Source organism: Pseudoalteromonas sp. SCSIO 43201 (assembly GCF_023716725.1).
GTDB lineage: Bacteria > Pseudomonadota > Gammaproteobacteria > Enterobacterales > Alteromonadaceae > Pseudoalteromonas > Pseudoalteromonas peptidolytica.
In genome coordinates this window covers 3,569,568-3,587,500 of the sequence record NZ_CP072683.1, presented here as the reverse complement: position 1 = coordinate 3,587,500, position 17,933 = coordinate 3,569,568, and the positions used below count along the sequence as shown (strand labels likewise).

The 17,933-nt window shown below is 43.0% G+C and carries 14 protein-coding genes and 2 rRNA genes (1 of these 16 only partly in view); 9 read left to right on the top strand and 7 right to left on the bottom strand.

Translation table 11 applies throughout. The features are described 5' to 3' along the window. The 4 genes from J8Z24_RS15625 to J8Z24_RS15610 all read left to right on the top strand — a co-directional run. Positions 1 to 1,826, top strand: a 23S ribosomal RNA gene (locus J8Z24_RS15625); it begins 1,059 nt to the left of the window's first position. A 114-nt stretch (positions 1,827 to 1,940) separates the two neighbouring features. After that, positions 1,941 to 2,054, top strand: a 5S ribosomal RNA gene (gene rrf, locus J8Z24_RS15620). Between the two features lie 1,162 nt (positions 2,055 to 3,216). Beyond that, the gene (locus tag J8Z24_RS15615) at positions 3,217 to 3,831 is read left to right on the top strand and encodes a trimeric intracellular cation channel family protein (RefSeq protein WP_128730829.1); all 615 of its coding nucleotides are present in this window, start codon (positions 3,217 to 3,219) and stop codon (positions 3,829 to 3,831) included. A gap of 16 nt (positions 3,832 to 3,847) precedes the next feature. Continuing rightward, complete coding sequence (locus J8Z24_RS15610) at positions 3,848 to 5,368, top strand: YifB family Mg chelatase-like AAA ATPase (RefSeq protein WP_176033122.1); 1,521 nt, start codon at positions 3,848 to 3,850, stop codon at positions 5,366 to 5,368. Here J8Z24_RS15610 and J8Z24_RS15605 read toward each other — a convergent pair. Both J8Z24_RS15605 and J8Z24_RS15600 read right to left on the bottom strand, forming a co-directional pair. After that, positions 5,365 to 6,060: a response regulator transcription factor gene (locus J8Z24_RS15605; RefSeq protein ID WP_125251207.1), complete on the bottom strand. Its 696-nt coding sequence runs from the start codon at positions 6,058 to 6,060 to the stop codon at positions 5,365 to 5,367. The genes J8Z24_RS15610 and J8Z24_RS15605 overlap by 4 nt on opposite strands. Positions 6,061 to 6,290: 230 nt before the next feature. Beyond that, a complete protein-coding gene (locus tag J8Z24_RS15600; RefSeq protein ID WP_252094955.1) occupies positions 6,291 to 8,744 on the bottom strand; it encodes an alpha/beta hydrolase family protein in 2,454 nt (817 codons plus the stop codon). 189 nt (positions 8,745 to 8,933) lie between these two features. Between J8Z24_RS15600 and J8Z24_RS15595 the strand changes: the two genes are divergently transcribed. After that, positions 8,934 to 10,067 carry a CNNM domain-containing protein gene (locus tag J8Z24_RS15595; RefSeq protein ID WP_252094954.1) on the top strand — a complete coding sequence of 378 codons (1,134 nt, stop codon included), beginning with the start codon at positions 8,934 to 8,936 and terminating at the stop codon, positions 10,065 to 10,067. Here J8Z24_RS15595 and J8Z24_RS15590 read toward each other — a convergent pair. Then, entirely contained in the window at positions 10,051 to 11,259 is a 1,209-nt protein-coding gene (locus J8Z24_RS15590; protein ID WP_147389519.1) for an EAL domain-containing response regulator, read from the bottom strand. The genes J8Z24_RS15595 and J8Z24_RS15590 overlap by 17 nt on opposite strands. A gap of 210 nt (positions 11,260 to 11,469) precedes the next feature. On the opposite strand from J8Z24_RS15590, the gene J8Z24_RS15585 reads away from it, so the two are divergent. Further along, positions 11,470 to 12,480, top strand: a complete 1,011-nt coding sequence (locus J8Z24_RS15585; protein ID WP_128730833.1) for a site-2 protease family protein — start codon at positions 11,470 to 11,472, stop codon at positions 12,478 to 12,480. 30 nt (positions 12,481 to 12,510) lie between these two features. Here J8Z24_RS15585 and J8Z24_RS15580 read toward each other — a convergent pair whose 3' ends face one another. Continuing rightward, positions 12,511 to 13,824 (bottom strand): short-chain fatty acid transporter, encoded by a 1,314-nt coding sequence (locus J8Z24_RS15580; RefSeq protein ID WP_176033166.1) that lies wholly within the window; start codon positions 13,822 to 13,824, stop codon positions 12,511 to 12,513. Between the two features lie 219 nt (positions 13,825 to 14,043). On the opposite strand from J8Z24_RS15580, the gene J8Z24_RS15575 reads away from it, so the two are divergent. Next, positions 14,044 to 14,271 (top strand): hypothetical protein, encoded by a 228-nt coding sequence (locus J8Z24_RS15575; RefSeq protein ID WP_125251203.1) that lies wholly within the window; start codon positions 14,044 to 14,046, stop codon positions 14,269 to 14,271. Positions 14,272 to 14,274: 3 nt separating this feature from the next. On the opposite strand, the gene J8Z24_RS15570 is transcribed toward J8Z24_RS15575, so the two are convergent. Continuing rightward, entirely contained in the window at positions 14,275 to 15,177 is a 903-nt protein-coding gene (locus J8Z24_RS15570) for an AEC family transporter (protein WP_176033125.1), read from the bottom strand. A 104-nt stretch (positions 15,178 to 15,281) separates the two neighbouring features. Here J8Z24_RS15570 and J8Z24_RS15565 point away from each other — a divergent pair, with 104 nt between their 5' ends. Beyond that, positions 15,282 to 15,650, top strand: coding sequence for a YacL family protein (locus tag J8Z24_RS15565; RefSeq protein WP_125251201.1), 369 nt, complete (start codon positions 15,282 to 15,284; stop codon positions 15,648 to 15,650). Positions 15,651 to 15,720: 70 nt separating this feature from the next. On the opposite strand, the gene J8Z24_RS15560 is transcribed toward J8Z24_RS15565, so the two are convergent. Continuing rightward, positions 15,721 to 16,422 (bottom strand): 2OG-Fe(II) oxygenase, encoded by a 702-nt coding sequence (locus J8Z24_RS15560; protein ID WP_125251200.1) that lies wholly within the window; start codon positions 16,420 to 16,422, stop codon positions 15,721 to 15,723. A 29-nt stretch (positions 16,423 to 16,451) separates the two neighbouring features. Here J8Z24_RS15560 and J8Z24_RS15555 point away from each other — a divergent pair, with 29 nt between their 5' ends. After that, positions 16,452 to 16,841 carry an acyl-CoA thioesterase gene (locus J8Z24_RS15555; protein WP_252094953.1) on the top strand — a complete coding sequence of 130 codons (390 nt, stop codon included), beginning with the start codon at positions 16,452 to 16,454 and terminating at the stop codon, positions 16,839 to 16,841. On the opposite strand, the gene J8Z24_RS15550 is transcribed toward J8Z24_RS15555, so the two are convergent. Further along, positions 16,831 to 17,904, bottom strand: coding sequence for a hypothetical protein (locus tag J8Z24_RS15550; protein ID WP_125251198.1), 1,074 nt, complete (start codon positions 17,902 to 17,904; stop codon positions 16,831 to 16,833). The genes J8Z24_RS15555 and J8Z24_RS15550 overlap by 11 nt on opposite strands. Positions 17,905 to 17,933: the final 29 nt, after the last annotated feature.

Below are 17,933 nucleotides of genomic sequence, written 5' to 3'. Positions count from 1 at the left end.
GCCACCCTTTAAAGAAAGCGTAATAGCTCACTAGTCGAGTCGGCCTGCGCGGAAGATGTAACGGGGCTAAACATACCACCGAAGCTACGGCTGCGTACGTAAGTATGCGGGGTAGGGGAGCGTTCTGTAAGTGGCTGAAGGTGTGCCGGGAGGCATGCTGGACATATCAGAAGTGCGAATGCTGACATGAGTAACGATAATGCGGGTGAAAAACCCGCACGCCGGAAGACCAAGGGTTCCTATCCCATGTTAATCAGGGTAGGGTGAGTCGACCCCTAAGGCGAGGCTGAAGAGCGTAGTCGATGGGAAACGGGTTAATATTCCCGTACTTGGTATGAATGCGATGGGGGGACGGAGCAGGCTAGGCAAGCATGGCGTTGGTTGTCCATGTGAAAGGCTGTAGGCTGGCGACTTAGGAAAATCCGGGTTGCTAAGGCTGAGAGTCGAGACGAGCCACCACGGTGGTGAAGTTGTTGATGCCCTACTTCCAGGAAAAGCCTCTAAGCTTCAGTTCATACTGAATCGTACCCTAAACCGACACAGGTGGTCAGGTAGAGAATACTAAGGCGCTTGAGAGAACTCGGGTGAAGGAACTAGGCAAAATTGTACCGTAACTTCGGGAGAAGGTACGCTCTTACTTGTGAAGACTTCGCGTCGTAAGCAGGCGAGAGCCGCAGTGACCAGGTGGCTGGGACTGTTTATTAAAAACACAGCACTGTGCAAAATCGTAAGATGACGTATACGGTGTGACACCTGCCCGGTGCCGGAAGGTTAATTGATGGGGTTAGCTTAGGCGAAGCTCTTGATCGAAGCCCCGGTAAACGGCGGCCGTAACTATAACGGTCCTAAGGTAGCGAAATTCCTTGTCGGGTAAGTTCCGACCTGCACGAATGGTGTAACCATGGCCACGCTGTCTCCACCCGAGACTCAGTGAAATTGAAATCGCAGTGAAGATGCTGTGTACCCGCGGCTAGACGGAAAGACCCCGTGAACCTTTACTACAGCTTGGCACTGAACATTGACCCTACATGTGTAGGATAGGTGGGAGGCTTTGAAGCGCAGACGCTAGTTTGTGTGGAGCCGACCTTGAAATACCACCCTTGTAGTGTTGATGTTCTAACTTAGGCCCCTGAATCGGGGTTGAGGACAGTGCCTGGTGGGTAGTTTGACTGGGGCGGTCTCCTCCCAAAGAGTAACGGAGGAGCACGAAGGTTTGCTAAGTACGGTCGGACATCGTACGGTTAGTGTAATGGTAGAAGCAAGCTTAACTGCGAGACAGACACGTCGAGCAGGTACGAAAGTAGGTCATAGTGATCCGGTGGTTCTGAATGGAAGGGCCATCGCTCAACGGATAAAAGGTACTCCGGGGATAACAGGCTGATACCGCCCAAGAGTTCATATCGACGGCGGTGTTTGGCACCTCGATGTCGGCTCATCACATCCTGGGGCTGAAGTCGGTCCCAAGGGTATGGCTGTTCGCCATTTAAAGTGGTACGCGAGCTGGGTTTAGAACGTCGTGAGACAGTTCGGTCCCTATCTGCCGTGGGCGTTTGAGAATTGAGAGGGGCTGCTCCTAGTACGAGAGGACCGGAGTGGACGAACCGCTGGTGTTCGGGTTGTGATGCCAATTGCATTGCCCGGTAGCTACGTTCGGAATCGATAACCGCTGAAAGCATCTAAGCGGGAAGCGAGCCTCGAGATGAGTTCTCACTTTGACTTAGAGTCAACTGAAGGGCCGTTGAAGACTACAACGTTGATAGGCGAGATGTGGAAGTGCTGTGAGGCATTAAGCTAACTCGTACTAATTACCCGTGAGGCTTAACCATACAACGCCAAAGTGGTTTAGCGACAGAAGTTAATAGACTGAAGTAGACAAAGAATTTAATAAGCTTTTTCCAGATTTATATTAATGAAGGATACTTCATTAATGAACAGAATTTCCTGATGACCATAGCGTTTTGGAACCACCTGACCCCATGCCGAACTCAGAAGTGAAACAAAACAGCGTCGATGATAGTGTGGGCTTCCCATGTGAAAGTAGAACATCGTCAGGGCCTTATTAGAGAAACCCGTTGCAGCAATGCGACGGGTTTTTTGCTATGTGGGGTTTGAAAAGAAAATCTCACAAGATAATCAACACCTCGAAAAGCAATCAATACATTACAAAACAATCAACACATCGCGAGGTAAACTCGCTCCCACCACGACACCAACAAAGTGCTGCACTGGTAGGAGGCGGTTTACCCGCCGAGCTGTTGGGTCTCTCAAACAAAAAGAATAAAACAGTCTACTCTGTAACATCGCGAGGTAAACTCGCTCCCACCACGACACCAACAAAGTGCAGCACTGGTAAGGGGCGGTTTACCCGCCGAGCTGTTGGGTCTCTCAAACAAAAAGAATAAAACAGTCTACTCTGTAACATCGCGAGATAAACTCGCTCCCACCACAACACCAGCAAAGTGCTGCACTGGTAGGAGGCGGTTTACCCGCCGAGCTGTTGGGTCTCTCAAACAAAAAGAATAAAACAGTCTACTCTGTAACATCTCGAGCTAAACTCGCTCCCACCACAACACCAGCAAAGTGCTGCACTGGTAGGAGGCGGTTTACCCGCCGAGCTGTTGGGTCTCTCAAACAAAAAGAATAAAACAGTCTACTCTGTAACATCTCGAGCTAAACTCGCTCCCACCACTACATCAACAAAATACTGCACTGGTAGGAGGCGGTTTACCCGCCGAGCTGTTAGGTCTATCAAACAAAAAGAATAAAACAGTCTACTCTGTAACATCGCGAGCTAAACTCGCTCCCACCACGACATCAACAAAATACTGCACTGTGGTAGGAGGGGGTTTACCCGCCGAGCCGTTGTGCTTGCCAAACAAAAAGAATAAAGAAGCCTACATGCGTTTACCCCTAAGAGCTACGAAGCGTAGCCTCGCTCTCATTGCGTGTATCTGAAAGCAGAACATCCTACTTCGTAGCAAGCAAGAGCATCATTAAAGGTTGATTAACAGCATCCATCCATGGTTCTAATCGACATTAGTATATCCATGTACGTCAAATCCATTGCAGGGATGCAGCGGGTTTTTTGCTTTATCGCTCATTTGTATGACATTGGACTCATAAATGAAGCTTTCTAGTAGCAAAGCAGCTTGTTCGACTACCCTTTGCTTTGGATCTTAGCTATGATTTCTCTTTTTCCTCATTACTTAATACAAAATGACAGAACTCTACCATTGGTTTGATCTTTTAGGGGTAATGGTCTTTGCCATATCAGGAACGCTAATTGCGCATAGCAAGCATATGGATGGCTTTGGAGTGATTGTTCTTGCTGCTGCAACAGGTATTGGCGGTGGCACTATCAGGGATTTAATTTTAGACCAACCCGTTTTTTGGCTACATGATACTAGTTATATATACGCCATATTGTGCGCGGTTCTTATCAGCATCTTTTGGCTTAACCGACACGAAAATATTCCGCGCACCTTACTGCAAATTGCCGATGCAATAGGACTTGCATTTTTTGCTGTAATGGGGGTTCAAAAAGCGCTAAGTATAGGTATGCCTGATATGACAGCAATCATTATGGGGGTATTAACGGGCTGCTTTGGCGGAGTGATCCGCGATGTATTGGCCAGAGAAATTCCACTGTTATTAAAAGGTGAGTTATACGCTATTACCTGTATTTTTGGAGGGATAGTCTATACTCAAACTATTAAACTGGGTTTAGCAACAGAGTATGTGATGCTTTTATCTATGGCGTCGACACTATTCTTACGTCTTGCTGCAATGAGATACAATTTGGTTTTGCACGTTTTTAAATATCCAAACTAATTATTAGGAGACATGGATGTCTTTAGCAAAAGTGTTCACACGCGCACAAGTTGGGATCACAGCACCAGAGGTCATTGTTGAAGTTCACTTAAGCAATGGTTTACCTGCTTTCAATATAGTGGGCTTGCCAGAGGCATCGGTTAAGGAAGCAAAAGAGCGAGTCCGAAGTGCAATGGCAAATACTGGTTTTTTGTTTCCTGAGCAAAGAATCACTGTGAATCTAGCGCCAGCTGACTTACCTAAAGAGGGTGGACGATTTGACTTAGCGATAGCTGTGGGAATTTTAGTCGCTTCAGGTCAGCTAGATAGTCAATCTGTAATCGATAAAGAGTTCTACGGGGAACTTGCATTGAATGGTGAATTGAGAGAGATAACGGCAATTCTGCCTTCAGTAATGGCAGCAGCAACAAAAAGCAGAGCGTGCTACTTACCTCTTGCTAACGATGTTGTTGCGAGCTTAGCTTCTGCTGCCATTCGTGTGCCGCTAGATAATTTAAAAATGGCTTGGTCGCATTTAAGCGGCCAATCACCATTGGAAATTAACCAGAAATATCATATCGTGCAACAGTTACCTCAAGATATTGATTCTGCAATAGATATGGCAGAAGTCAAAGGTCAAGAAGGGGCAAAAAGAGTACTAGAAATTGCAGCAGCGGGTGGTCACAACGTCCTTTTTTTAGGGCCTCCCGGTACAGGAAAGTCGATGCTAGCACAACGACTACCGACCATAATGCCAAAAATGACGGATCAGCAAGCACTAGAAACGGCATCAATTTATTCTATTTTAGGAAAACCAATCAACCAATCTAACTGGAAAATGCGTCCATTTAGAGCTCCCCATCATACCTGCTCTGCAGTTGCATTAGTCGGAGGTTCATCAAACCCTAAACCGGGAGAGATCTCATTATCTAATAATGGAGTACTGTTCTTGGACGAGCTTCCAGAGTTTGACCGTAAAGTGTTAGACTCGTTGAGAGAACCGATGGAAACTGGAACAGTCACGATTTCGCGTGCTGCTCGGCAAGTTGATTACCCCGCGAACTTTCAACTCATCGCAGCATTGAACCCAAGTCCTACCGGTTGTTATACAGACAAAAGAAGCTCTCCTGATCAAGTGTTACGATATCTGTCTAAGATTTCAGGTCCCTTTCTAGATAGGATTGATTTACAGATAGAATTACCTCGACTAAAAACTGAAGAATTACAAAATCAATGTGATAGTGAGCCAAGTTCGTCAATAAGGCAGAGAGTCGAGAAAGCTTACCAACTTGCATTACAAAGACAGGGAAAGTGTAATGATCAGTTAGGAGTAAAAGAGCTAAACAAAGTTTGCTACCTTGCTGAAGCGGAGCGTGCTTTTTTAGCTAAGGCCGCTGAAAAGCTACAGTTATCACCTCGCTCCTATCACCGAATAATCAAAGTCGCTAGAACTATTGCAGATTTGAGCTGCGTCACTGATATTGGTTTGGTACATCTAAAGGAGGCGCTAAGTTATCGCGCTTTAGAGCGGTTATTGGGTCAACTGACCAGATATTAGGTTGAGAGCATATAACCTTTGCCACGCACAGTGACGATACGCTTTTGTTCTTTTTCGTCCCCGAGCTTTTTACGTAGCCGACCTACTAGAACATCAACAGTTCTGTCGCTAGGGCTCCAATCTGGTTGCCCTATATCTTCAGATATACGCTCCCGAGACGTGGCTCTTCCTGCATTAGAGATCAGGCAGATAAGCACTTTATGCTCAGCTTCAGTTAGGCGCGATTCAGTACCGTGTTGATTAATCAGAGTGCGGTTATCGGGGTGTAGCTTGAAGTCTGCATATTCAATGAATTCTTCGGATTCGTCATCTTTACTACCTACAAGCCGTTTATAAAGTGCGCGCATACGCAGCTCTAGTTCTAACGCATCCACAGGCTTACAAACGTAATCGTCAGCTCCTTGAGCAAGGCCTGCTATTCTGTCTGCTTGAGAATCGCGGCTAGAAAGCATAATAACGCCTAGATCTGACAGTGTATTAATTTCTTTTGCTAGTTGAAGACCGTCCGTTGCGGGCAAGACGACATCAACAATAGCAAGAGCAAATGGGTTTTGTGTCTGTTTTTGTATAAGCTCAAGCGCTGCTGCACCAGTATTATCTACAGTGATACTAAATTCGGTATCATCAAAGTGGCTACATAGTCGCTTTGCTAAGAGTTCATCATCTTCAACTAATAAAACCTTTATGCTCATGTTTTCACTGTTAATTGTTGTTTAATTGTCGTTAATATAGCACTGAGGAATCGCTGCTTGGAAGTAGACGAAACGAATTCTTACAACTCTATATATTGGGCACGTTACCCCGCCTTTCTTGAACAATCAAGAGAGATAGCCCTTATATTATTAAATTATATACAATGATGGTGCTATTTGCCGCTTACATAATCAAAAAGCGGTGCCAAAGGCACCGCCGTAAAACAAATTTATTTACCGTACAGGTGTTGCCACCACTGCGGCTCATTTTTAAGGTGTTTGTCAAAATACGCCAGCATGGTATCCCACCAGTGGAAGCGTTTATCGCGAGCGAATATTTGGTGATCTGCTCCTTTGTATTCCACTAACTCAACATCTTGGCCGAGTATTTTAAGCGCAGTATACATATTATGACTTTCACCCGGTGGCACATTTGTATCTGCATCACCATGGATAAGTAATAACGGTGTTGTTACCTTATTTGCATTAAAAACAGGGCTATGCTGTGAATAAAGTGTTGGATTATTCCAAGGGAAGCTTCCCTTTGATGCTTCGCCTGAATATAAATAGCCCCACCAGCCTTGTCCCCAGTAAGAGGTAATATTTGAAATACCAGCGTGTGAGATAGAGGCTGAGAATAAATTGGTTTTGGTGGTTAGTAGCATTGTCATAAAGCCACCATAAGATGCGCCGAGGTTACCCAAGCGTTTATCATCAACAAAAGGATAAGCTTTTACGAACTCTTTAGTTCCCATGATGATGTCATTTGCAGTATGTTCACCCCATGCGTTGACGTGTTCGGCTGAGAATTTTTGCCCAAACCCGGTTGCACCTGTTGGTTGTAGTACGTAGACAACATAGCCTTTGGCTGCCCATAAATTAAATGGGTAGCGTCCAGAGAAGCCTCTAGTAACAGGAGATGTGCCACCATAATAGTATACAAGTGCAGGGTACTTTTTAGATTTATCTAAATCATGAGGCAAATAAACACGACCTTTTATCTCCACACCTTCTTTGTTTGTGAAGTTAAACTCTTCTAGGTTCGCTATTTCAGCACCCTGATAAGCGATACCTTTTGAGTCCCAGAGTGTTTTTGAGCGGTTATCTGAGACGTGTATAGTTTTCAGCTGTTGTGGTGTTGAGACCGTCGTGCCAGTAAATAATACTTGAGCATGACGTTCATCTGATACAGCATATTTTTCAACGACATCTAGTCCTGTGTTTATTCTTTTGAATTTATTTTTGCTCTCGTCAAACAAGAAAAGTTGCTGGCGGTCTTCATCAGTCGCTTTTAGTACAACATCACCATTATTCAGTACGGTAAAGTTACTGATCGCAGGGTCAAAGTTTTTACTCAATGCTTTAACGTTTTGCCCGCTTCGATCCATGAGATAGAGCTGACCATCGTAATTGTTCGCTAGCATACCTTCTGGTAAGTTTCGGCCCGCTCCGTTTGCAAAATCGGGGCCTGCGGTAACATAGATCCCCTCTTTTGTATATTGTGCATTATTGAACGTTCGATATTGACCAATCACTTTTTGCTGATAGTTTGATAAATCAATTTCTATCAGCTCAGTCAGCATATGTGGTGGCTGAGCATAATCTTGCTGATGACGAGTTGCGAGAATTGTGTTCGCTTTAGCATCAAAGTCAGCTAGCTGATGGCTTTGTGTGCCGACAGTAACAGGGTTAAGCAGACCGCTAGTAATATCTAGTAAGAATATTTGTGATTGAGTGCGAGCATATGACCAGCGGTCTTCTAGACCTTGATAGTGTTTGGTCAACTTGCCTTCTTCTTTGCCACTGTTGGTCCATTCAAAAATGAGTGTATTTTCGTCGAAGAAGGTTATGCTATTTGCGCCATTTAGTTGGCTGGCAACCTGAGTCCTTTTAGTTGTCTTTAAGTCAAAGATATACGCTTTATTATCAGATAAGTAGGTAAGCTTTTCACTGTCGTCACGCCAAGCAAAATTAGCGGCATTCATACCATCAAAGTGATATAATGCCTCACCATCTTCATTATATAAAGTGGTTTCTGTAATCGCAGAGTTACCTTTTTCATCGTTATAACGACGCATCGTTGTGATGTAATATTCTCCATTTGGAGATAATGAAATTGCGCTTACAGTAGGTGCATCGAAAAGCTGCTTAGCTGAAAGTGCTTTAGTCTGCTTGTCGGTTAGAGTAATGGAGTCATGGTCAGCTTTACCTTCAAAACTAATGTCTACCTTGTTCCAATCGTTCACTTGCTCCGCAACCACAAGGACTTGATGATCTCCTTTGGCAACATCCAGTTGGATTTCGCTAATGCCACTCACGGCTTCACCATTTAAAAAGACCTTGGCTTTCTCAATACCCTCGAGCTTTAGTTTGCCAGATACAAAGCGCTCAGTCGTGAAGTTAAACTTTAGTGCTTGTAAACCAGGTATCGTTAACTTTGATATTTTATTTAATGGCTGCCACTTGCTCTGCTGATTAAAGAGCATTATTTGGTTTGTATTTTTTTGTAGAGTAGGCAATAAATTGTCGATAATCGCATCGCGGTGTGCGGTGTCAGCAGGCTTAATTGTCGAGTTGATTGCAATCGGCCCCAAAAATTGTATTTTCGATTCATCTAATGGGCTTGCGGATAGTTGTGTTGAAACTGCCGTAAATAGTAGAGTAACGGCTGTATGTAATTTCATTTATTTGCGCCTAATGTAGGTAATTAGATGATAAAACTATATCATAGTATTTTAACTCGGTTGTATTGCTGCGATAGACGTCCTAAATTTAAGATTTGGCGTCAATAAAGCTGGCGAGCTCTCATTTAATTGTTTGATCGAGCATACCGCGCGCCCATACTTATGTTTTAAATTAAGAGGAGTACATACTTGACCCTACTTTTAACCTATATGTTTTTGGCGATAGCTATTTCGTTTATTTGCTCGGTGATGGAAGCCGTATTGCTAAGTATTACGCCAAGCCATATCGGGATACTTAGACAAGACAATGGTGGGTTAGCCGATCGTGTACAAACGCTCAAAGATAATATAGATCAGCCACTTTCTGCGATCCTAACACTTAATACCGTTGCCCATACTGCTGGTGCAGCTGGGGTGGGGGCGCAAGCTGCTGTGGTATTTTCAGATGCAGCTGTTGGTATTGCATCTGCAATCATGACATTGCTCGTCTTAGTACTATCCGAAATTATTCCAAAAACTTTAGGGGCGACTTATTGGCGTGCTTTAACGCCTGTAGTGTCCAGTATGCTGGTATGGTTAGTGCGGGTGCTTAAACCGTTTGTATGGATGTCTGATCAGTTAACCAAAGTAATAGGCCGAAAAGAAGATGAAGCGCATTATATTCGTCAAGAAATAGAAGCGATGGCTGAAATTGGTTCTGAAGCAGGTGCTTTACACCAAGATGAGACCGAGACTATCCGAAGCCTGCTACGTTTTCGCCATGCACGACTTGAAAGTATTATGACCCCAAGAACAGTGTTGTTCAAAGTCCACAAAGATATGACGGTGCATGGATACTTATCAGAGCATGGTTCGGTTGCATTTTCTCGAGTCTTGGTATTTGATAAAAACACCGATGATATTATCGGTTTTGTTCATAAGAATGACATCATGCTTGCCTATCACCGTTTAGGGGAAGAATATAAAATTGGTAAGCTTTCTCGTCCGCTATACACTGTACCTGAAACTCTAGCAGCTCCTGAGTTATTTAAGGCGCTGCTCTCGAAGCGCTTACATATTGCATTAGTGGTTGATGAATACGGAGATGTACAAGGTATTGTCACCCTAGAGGACTTACTCGAATCCCTAATGGGGATGGACATTGTCGATGAAAGGGAACAAACGACCAATATGCAGGCGGCTGCAAAACAAAAGTGGCGAGAGCGTGTAGACAATCATGATAACCTGATTGAGGATATTGATGAGACTGAAGCGCTTGAGCATCTGGAAGCGGAAAAAGTCGCAGAGCAGCCCGAACAGCCTGAGGTTAAGGGTTCGAATTAATCATACGCTGCCAAGAATGAATCCAGCTTATGAGTTCATCTAATGGTTTTGGCTTGCTGATTAAAAAGCCTTGCATCAACAGGCTATGTTTATAACGATCAAGGTATTGTAGCTCTTCAATGCGCTCAATACCTTCGGCAACTATATCAAGCTGTTGATTCTGCGCTATGTCTATAAGGCTGTCGATGAGAACTTGCGAAAATCTATCTGACTCGACATGGGTGATCAAAGAGCGATCGATTTTTATCTCAGTAAAGGGTAAAGACTTTAACTGCTGGATATTGGTAAAGCCCGTACCAAAATCGTCCAATGAAATGTCAAAACCACGGATCCGTAATCGATTCATTGTTTCCAATTGAATTGACTGATTCATTGGCTGGTTTTCGGTGATTTCTAAAATAATATCACTCGGTTTTAAGCGGTTGATTTCCAATATTAATGCAAGTTTATCTGGGCAGCTTAGATCATTGAGCTGAACTGGTGATAAATTGAATGCCAGTTTAATTGGGTAATTTAGCTCTGACTTGATGGCTTTAAACTCATTGGTTGCTTTTTCAAATAATTGAAAGGTGATGATATTAATTAAGTCAGTGTCTTCTGCTACCCCGATGAAGTGATCCGGTAATATGACTTTGGTCGCACTTTTTGACACTATGCGTGCCAGCACTTCAACACTCTTAATTTTCTTATCACCCCGGTTCACTTTAGGCTGATAATAAGGCGTTATTTCATTGTGGCTGATTGCATGAAGTAATTGACCCTCAGTAACTTTTTCAATGCTATTGCGTTTAACGGTTGTATAGGTTGACATTTTTTTCAGCATGCGTTCGACATCGATTAGCTGTATTGGCTTGGTTATATTACCGATGAGGTGTGCATTTGATTGGCGGGCTAGGTTTGTTGCTAGGTCAATTATCTTTTCATTCATTTCAGAAATAATAATAATACCACCAGAAAACTTCAGTTCTCCGAGCTTGTGTATAAACTCCATGCCATCCATCTCAGGCATATTGAGATCGGTGAAAACGGCATCAAACTGGTGAGGAGTTTGCCGAACTTTTTCAAGGGCATTGATCGCGCTTGAACAGGTGGTGACATGCTCAATCCCTAACTCTGTCATAATGGCCTGCATCACAACGAGTATTGCTGGAGAATCATCTACTACCATTATCCGATTTTTTGCTAATGACATTAACAATTCCTTCGTATACCGAACCTTCTTAAAGCTTAGTACAAATATTCCAAAGTGCTTAAATTCGCGCATTCTTAACGACATGACTTTTACTCAACTTTTAATCCCATTATCGAATTTTGCATTGATTTTTCTAACCTAGTAACGGTAAAGACATTGTGCAATGCCTAGTTTTAGTGATAATACTGCAAACGATTTTTGGGTTTGGATATGAATAGAGTCGAATTATCGCTAGCCGAGAAGGCTGTATCTATATTTTTTAATCAACAGCAGGTTGTACAAATATTTGTTGAGCAGCAAGCGATTGCTTTTGAGGAGCATGGAGGTTACGTCAGTGCGTCAGTTGAAGGTCAAGCCTTAGCTGTACGTACAGAGCAACTTCCACAAGGGCTTTTGGGTATTATTGTTAACGACTCCGATACTCAGTGGGTAGAGGTAAGCACCGAGACACCCAAAGAAAAACGCAGCCTTTTTGGTTTAGCTGCTCTGGGGCTTAAGCTATTTAAAAGTGCAAAAGTGGTTAAAGCTGCTCTAGCTGGAGCGTCTGTGGCTGGTTATGCTTGGCTATTTTCATGGCAATTTGCACTTATGCTCGTAGCCTGTTTGGTTGTGCACGAATATGGTCATGTTAGAGCGATGCGCTATTTTGGTATCAAGACAAAAGGGATTTATCTAATTCCATTTGTCGGCGGTCTTGCGGTGAGCGATGATAAAATAGTGACACGTTGGCAAGATGTAGTGATCTCTTTGATGGGGCCTGCTTTTGGATTAATTACCTCAATTTTAGGTGTCGTGCTCTATTACGCGACAGAAATGGAAATATTCGCAGGCGTCGCGGTATTGAGCGCATTGCTCAACTTATTTAACTTATTACCCATTTTGCCACTGGACGGTGGCCATGTACTTAAGAGCATTAGTTTTTCGATGCGCTCTTGGGTGGGACTATTAGCATGTATGGCTGGTGTGATGCTGGGCCTTTGGATCAGCTATACATTTGGATTGATATTGCTCGTTATCTTTATTTTGGTTGGGAGTTTTGAAATCTTGCTGGAATGGCGAGGGCGTCACCACAGTCACTTAATACCATTAGATAGATATGGTCAGGTGGTCAGTGCCCTAATGTACGTGTTGGTGGTATGTGGGCATGTTGCTGTAATGATGCACTTTGCTGATTCTGACAATCCAATTCTGAGTTTGCCGATGAAGATTTTATCCAGCTAAAATAACTAATAAGGCGCGTAAAGCGCCTTATTACAATGGTAGCAATAAGAGCGCAGTGATGATTGTGCCTGTTACCAATAACTGTACTAAACAAAAACCCATAATATCTTTGGCTTTGAGCCCCGCAATGGCAAGTACAGGCAGTGCCCAAAAAGGCTGGATAAGGTTAGTCCAAGCGTCTCCCCAAGCGACAGCCATTGCGACTCTGGATATGTCTGCATTTAGCGCTTCAGCCGCAGGAATAATGATTGGAGCTTGTACAGCCCATTGACCACCACCAGAAGGCACAAAGATATTAACCAGACCAGCACTTAAAAAACTCCAAACAGGCAGTGTCCATTGACTACTTATAGATACGAAGCCTTGTGATATTTGTTGTGCAAGACCAGTATCGATCATAATCGCCATGATCCCAGCATAAAACGGAAACTGAATGACAATCCCTGCACCACCTTGGATTGCTTGTTGCAGGCTGGCTAAGATATTAGCTGGGGTTTTGTGTAGCATCATGGCTAAGAACAAAAAGAGAGCGATAACGGTATTGAGAGTGAGTGTCCCTCCGTTGAAAATGAAAGTGTAGGCCAAATAAAAAATACCTAGCATTCCGCTCAATATTCCTATCCATGCAGCATTTTCTAATTGAGATGCTGGGGTATCGTGATGACTAATTTGCGGGGAGTCATCGTGTAGCTTTGTTTTATCTATGATAATGGCTTCGTTATCTTTTGGTAGCATGAACTTATTTAAAAGCGGCAAAACAATAAAGATACACAATGTCATCAATAGGTTAAATGGTGAAAAGATAGTTTCGGTGGTGGCAATAACACCTATGCTCTGCTCACTAAAGTGCCCAGGTGTCGCGATGGTTAGCGGAATTGAGCCTGCTAACCCCGCATGCCATACAATAAAACCTGAGTATGCGCTAGCCACTAAGAGGCGATAGTCTACTCTTACGTGCTTTGCGATGGCCTTAGCAAATAAAGCACCGACCACAAGGCCAAACCCCCAGTTAAGCCAGCTAGCACTCATAGCGACGAGCGTCGTTAACATAATAGCTTGAGACGGGGTCTGGGCTATTCGAGCTAACTTATCTAACAGCTTAGCCACAGGGGGGGTGATTGCGAGCATATGGCCACATAACAGAACCAGTAACATTTGCATGGCAAAAGTAAGTAGCTTCCAAAAACCATTGCCCCATGCTTCTATGATTAAGATAGGAGTGCTAGGTGTAAACGCAAAGGCCAGTAGCATCACCGAAAAAGTGAGCAAAAGTACAATAACAAATGGATCTGGAAGGTACTTATCGACTAATTTAGTGAGTGGGGTGGTAAACTTGCTCAGCATAGGACATCCTGTTTTCATTATTGTTCTTTGCAAATCATAAAGATTGAGCTGCGAAGCACAATATAGCTAAACTTTAAGCTAAAAGTTAGTGGTTTAGGCGAACTTTTAGTAAATAGAAAATGGTTGGTTTGCTTTATTTTAAATAAAATCAAAAGGTTAAGTTTGGCACGAAACCTGATACATCAAAATAAAGACTTAAAGTAACTAAGAGAGGTAACTATGTCTGGACAAGGTTCTGGTGGTAATGTCATCGCTGCGCTTTGTAACATATTTTTCCCTGGCCTTGGCCAGTTGGTTCAAGGGCGAATTTTATCTGCCCTGATTTTCGCTATCATTGTATTCGGTGGCTATGCGTTATGGTTTCTTCTCATCCCAGCCATTGTTGCTGGAATATTCCATATTTGGGCTATTATTGATGCAGCAAAATATACGCCCCCTCGGTATTGATGGCTAGACCAGTAGGAATAGCCAACCTGAAAGCGTGACAACGCTTAGCATAGTAGACAGCACTACGGTGGCGGCAAGCGTCGCCGCTTGACTGTCTAGCTGACGCGCAACAAGATAAGCATTTACACCCAGTGGAGAGGCGCTCATTAATGTGATGACTTGCACCTGTTGCGTCGGTAGCTCTAGATAAATTGCAAACAAGTAAACGCATGCGGGTAACAGAACCAGTTTTACACTACTTAACCATAGCGCCCCCTTCAGATGTCCTTTTATCCCATATTGCAGCAAACTCGCGCCGAGAATAAATAAAGCACCTGGAATGGCGGGTTTAGCCAGCCAGCTTAAACTTTCCATCAACAAGCTTGGTGGTTCGACACCAGCTATGTTTAGTACTAATCCAGAAGTAATACTGATAACTATCGGGTTGAGTAATAAAGGTTTAACGATCCCTATAAGAGCTTGATTTTTAGCGGCCAGAGAAAAAGTCATAAAAAACAGCATCAGACTGTGAAAAGTAATGATCATAAAAACCATTGCACCAGCTTGCTTACCGAGCGCCATCAAAATAACTGGCAGTCCCACTAACACCGTATTTGAGTAGGTTCCTCCCAAAGCCTTTGTTGCACAATCGGCCTTAGGAAATTTACGCCCCCTAAAAAGTAGTAAATATAGCGCGAGGTAAGTCAGCGCCACAGGTAAGTAAAATGACAGTAGTAAGGAGCCGGCCGCTAAATTACTTAAATCGGCTTGTATCATACTGCTAAATAGCAGAACAGGAATACACAAGTTAAAAATGAAGGCACGCAAGCCATCAAGTTGTTTAATGGGAATAAAGCCAACTTTGGCACTGACATACCCAGATAACACAATAAAAATAAGGGGAAATAAAATCTCAAAAGGTGACATGCGCAAACCAAATATAATTAAGCTAGGCGCAATTCTATCAATGAATGCTTAGCGGGTACTACTGGGGTATAATGCAAAGGTGTATTTTTTAGCAAATAGTAACAATGGAATACCAATTTATTCGTGATCCACTTTCAGGCTTTCGTGCTCGCTTTAATGATGAACATGCTTTAATCGGCCGATGGTTGTCTGAAGAACTTGATCATAACAGTGTAAGAGCATTAATTTCTCAATTAGAAGCGCTCTCTTTTCAAAAGGAAGAGCTTATTCTCACAGGTAAAGAAATTCGCGCGACTTTTACCCCACAAGAAGCCTTGTTTGAAAGTCACGCGTTGTTTCATGAAAGTGAGGACGTGATGCAGTATCAAGAAGATGCGTTAGCGTTAGATGAATCAGGTATGATGGCCATTTGCGGTTACGAAGATTTTATGCCAATGCTGAAGGAGTGGGCTGAGTTTATACGAGCAAAATGAGTGTTAGTACATAATGTTTTCGTACATCTGATTTTGCTCATCGCATTTTATTTATTCTGCAAGGTTCAGCTTATTTAGGTGTGCCGTAAAGTTGCTCTGCCCTATTGAACAAGACCCAAGAGGTTAATATGTATTTGTCGTTGGAAATGGGAATGTTGCCTCTGTGAGTATGAGTAAAGTACCCAGGAGCGATAACCATTGAACCCTTTACTGGTGCAATTTTACGTTGCTGATAATAAAATTCAGTCTCACCACCTTCCTCTACATCATTAAGGTAAAACATAAATAATAGTACTCTGTGTAAAGCCTCATTATGGTCGTGTTGAGGATAAACTTCGCTGTGCCAATAAGGGTAGCCGCCTTTATTTATTTGATATCGTTGTGCTTGAATTGCACCTAAACGAAACAGCTGCTGAGTGAGCACGGGGAGTTGTGGCTTGCCGACTTCTTCAAAGTTATCCACAGTTACATCGACAGGTTCCCCTGTTTTTGGATGGTACACTTTAAGCCCGAACGCACCAATGATCATAAAAAAGTGTTCTTCAAGGTATTCAAATAAGTGCTTTGCTGTAACCTGTTGAATGTACTGTAACTGTTTGGCATAGTCAGGATAAGAATTTAAATAGAGATCTTGACTCACCTTTTTGTTCAAATCCACACCACCAGATGTGGTTCCTTGCTGTAAGTGTGGGCTGCGATCAAAGGTCTGAATAAATTCATCACAAAAGTCTGAACTGAGTGCGTTATCATAAACGCGAATAAAATCACTCATGTTTTTCCCTAGTTTTTATTGGAGTTATCATGTTGTCTGAAAAACTTATGCCGCGTTTTTGTGACACCGACGTGCTTGGACATATTAACAATACCGTACTACCCGTATGGTTTGAAGCTGCGCGCACACCTATTTTCAAAATATTTACACCTGATTTAAATCCCAAAGCATGGAAGTTAATCGTAGCGAAGGTAGAAGTAACCTTTAAAGGCGAGCTATTTTATGGTCAAGAGGTGGAGATAAAGACCGTGATTGAGCGTGTTGGCAATAGCTCCTTTGTGATATTACAGCAAGCTTGGCAGCACCAAGAGTGCTGCGCTGAAGGTAGAACAACTATGGTTCGATATGACTTTGCTACAAAGTCTTCAAAATCACTTAGTCAACAAGAGCGAGAGTCGTTAGCTCACTTTATGGTTTAAGCCCTTTAAACTGGTGACCTATGGCTGCGGAGATGCAGGGCTTAACAGTATATGTATAACCATATTTAGCTGTGCTGTTTGGCATGATCTCCAATATTTCATAATCGTTTAGCTCGACTATGTTACTCCCTTCGGTATGTTCGCAACGCGAACTACCGTCGGATTCAAAACGAAAGATAAAATAGGCGAGAATTTGGTTGAGCACCTCATCATAGTTTTGACTAGCATCTGACTTATCTGTTTCTGAACCATTGTTAATAGAAACTGAGAGCGACGTTGACTCACTAGTTTGTGTTTCTGGTGGCGTTGTTTGAAGCTCATTCAGCTCAGTTGACGCTGCTTTTATATCCGTCGTGAGAGACTCGGCTGCTTCTGGTACAGTTCCTCGCGCCTCAAAGGTAATGCCATTTTCATCGATTTTAAAATCAGATGAAAGCTCTCCAATGGTGTTTGAAGCTCCTGACTTTGTTATACCTAGCACCAAAAAAGCAAGTAGAACAAAACACATGATAAGCCGAATGATTGCGGTAGTCGCAGGGAATCGATAGTGGGTTTCATGCCAAAATGGCTTGATACGAAGTGGCTTTAGTAAGAATAGCAGCACCACATAGAAGGTCATTAAAAGCTGCGTCAGTATCAACAAGAAAGTGCTAGTAATAAAAAACCATGTTGGTAATGACAGTAAAACACTGAGGTTATGGGTATAAGGAAAGTTATCGGTACTGACTCCAGTTAAATCATTTATCCTGCCGTCTGCTTGGACCAGAACAAAATTGGCGATTAAGGCGTAAAACAACAGAATTAATGTTTTACCAGGAATGCTTTCCCAAAATGTGATGATGCGGGGCCAAAATTCGTAACACAACGCAATAACTGTGGTGATTAAAATCAAACACGCGGTAAAAATATGATCTTCGGGTTGTGTAACACTGAAGAGGAAAATAAGGAAGCTAATTAAGTAGTATCGCTGAGCGAGTGTTAGGCTTTGCCAAAATTGCTGAAAACCAAAGCGTAATTTAGCTAAGTAGGCGGTAAAATTTTTGGGTGCAAGAAGTTGGTGCATAATAAGCAAGTTTATAATTATTATGCACC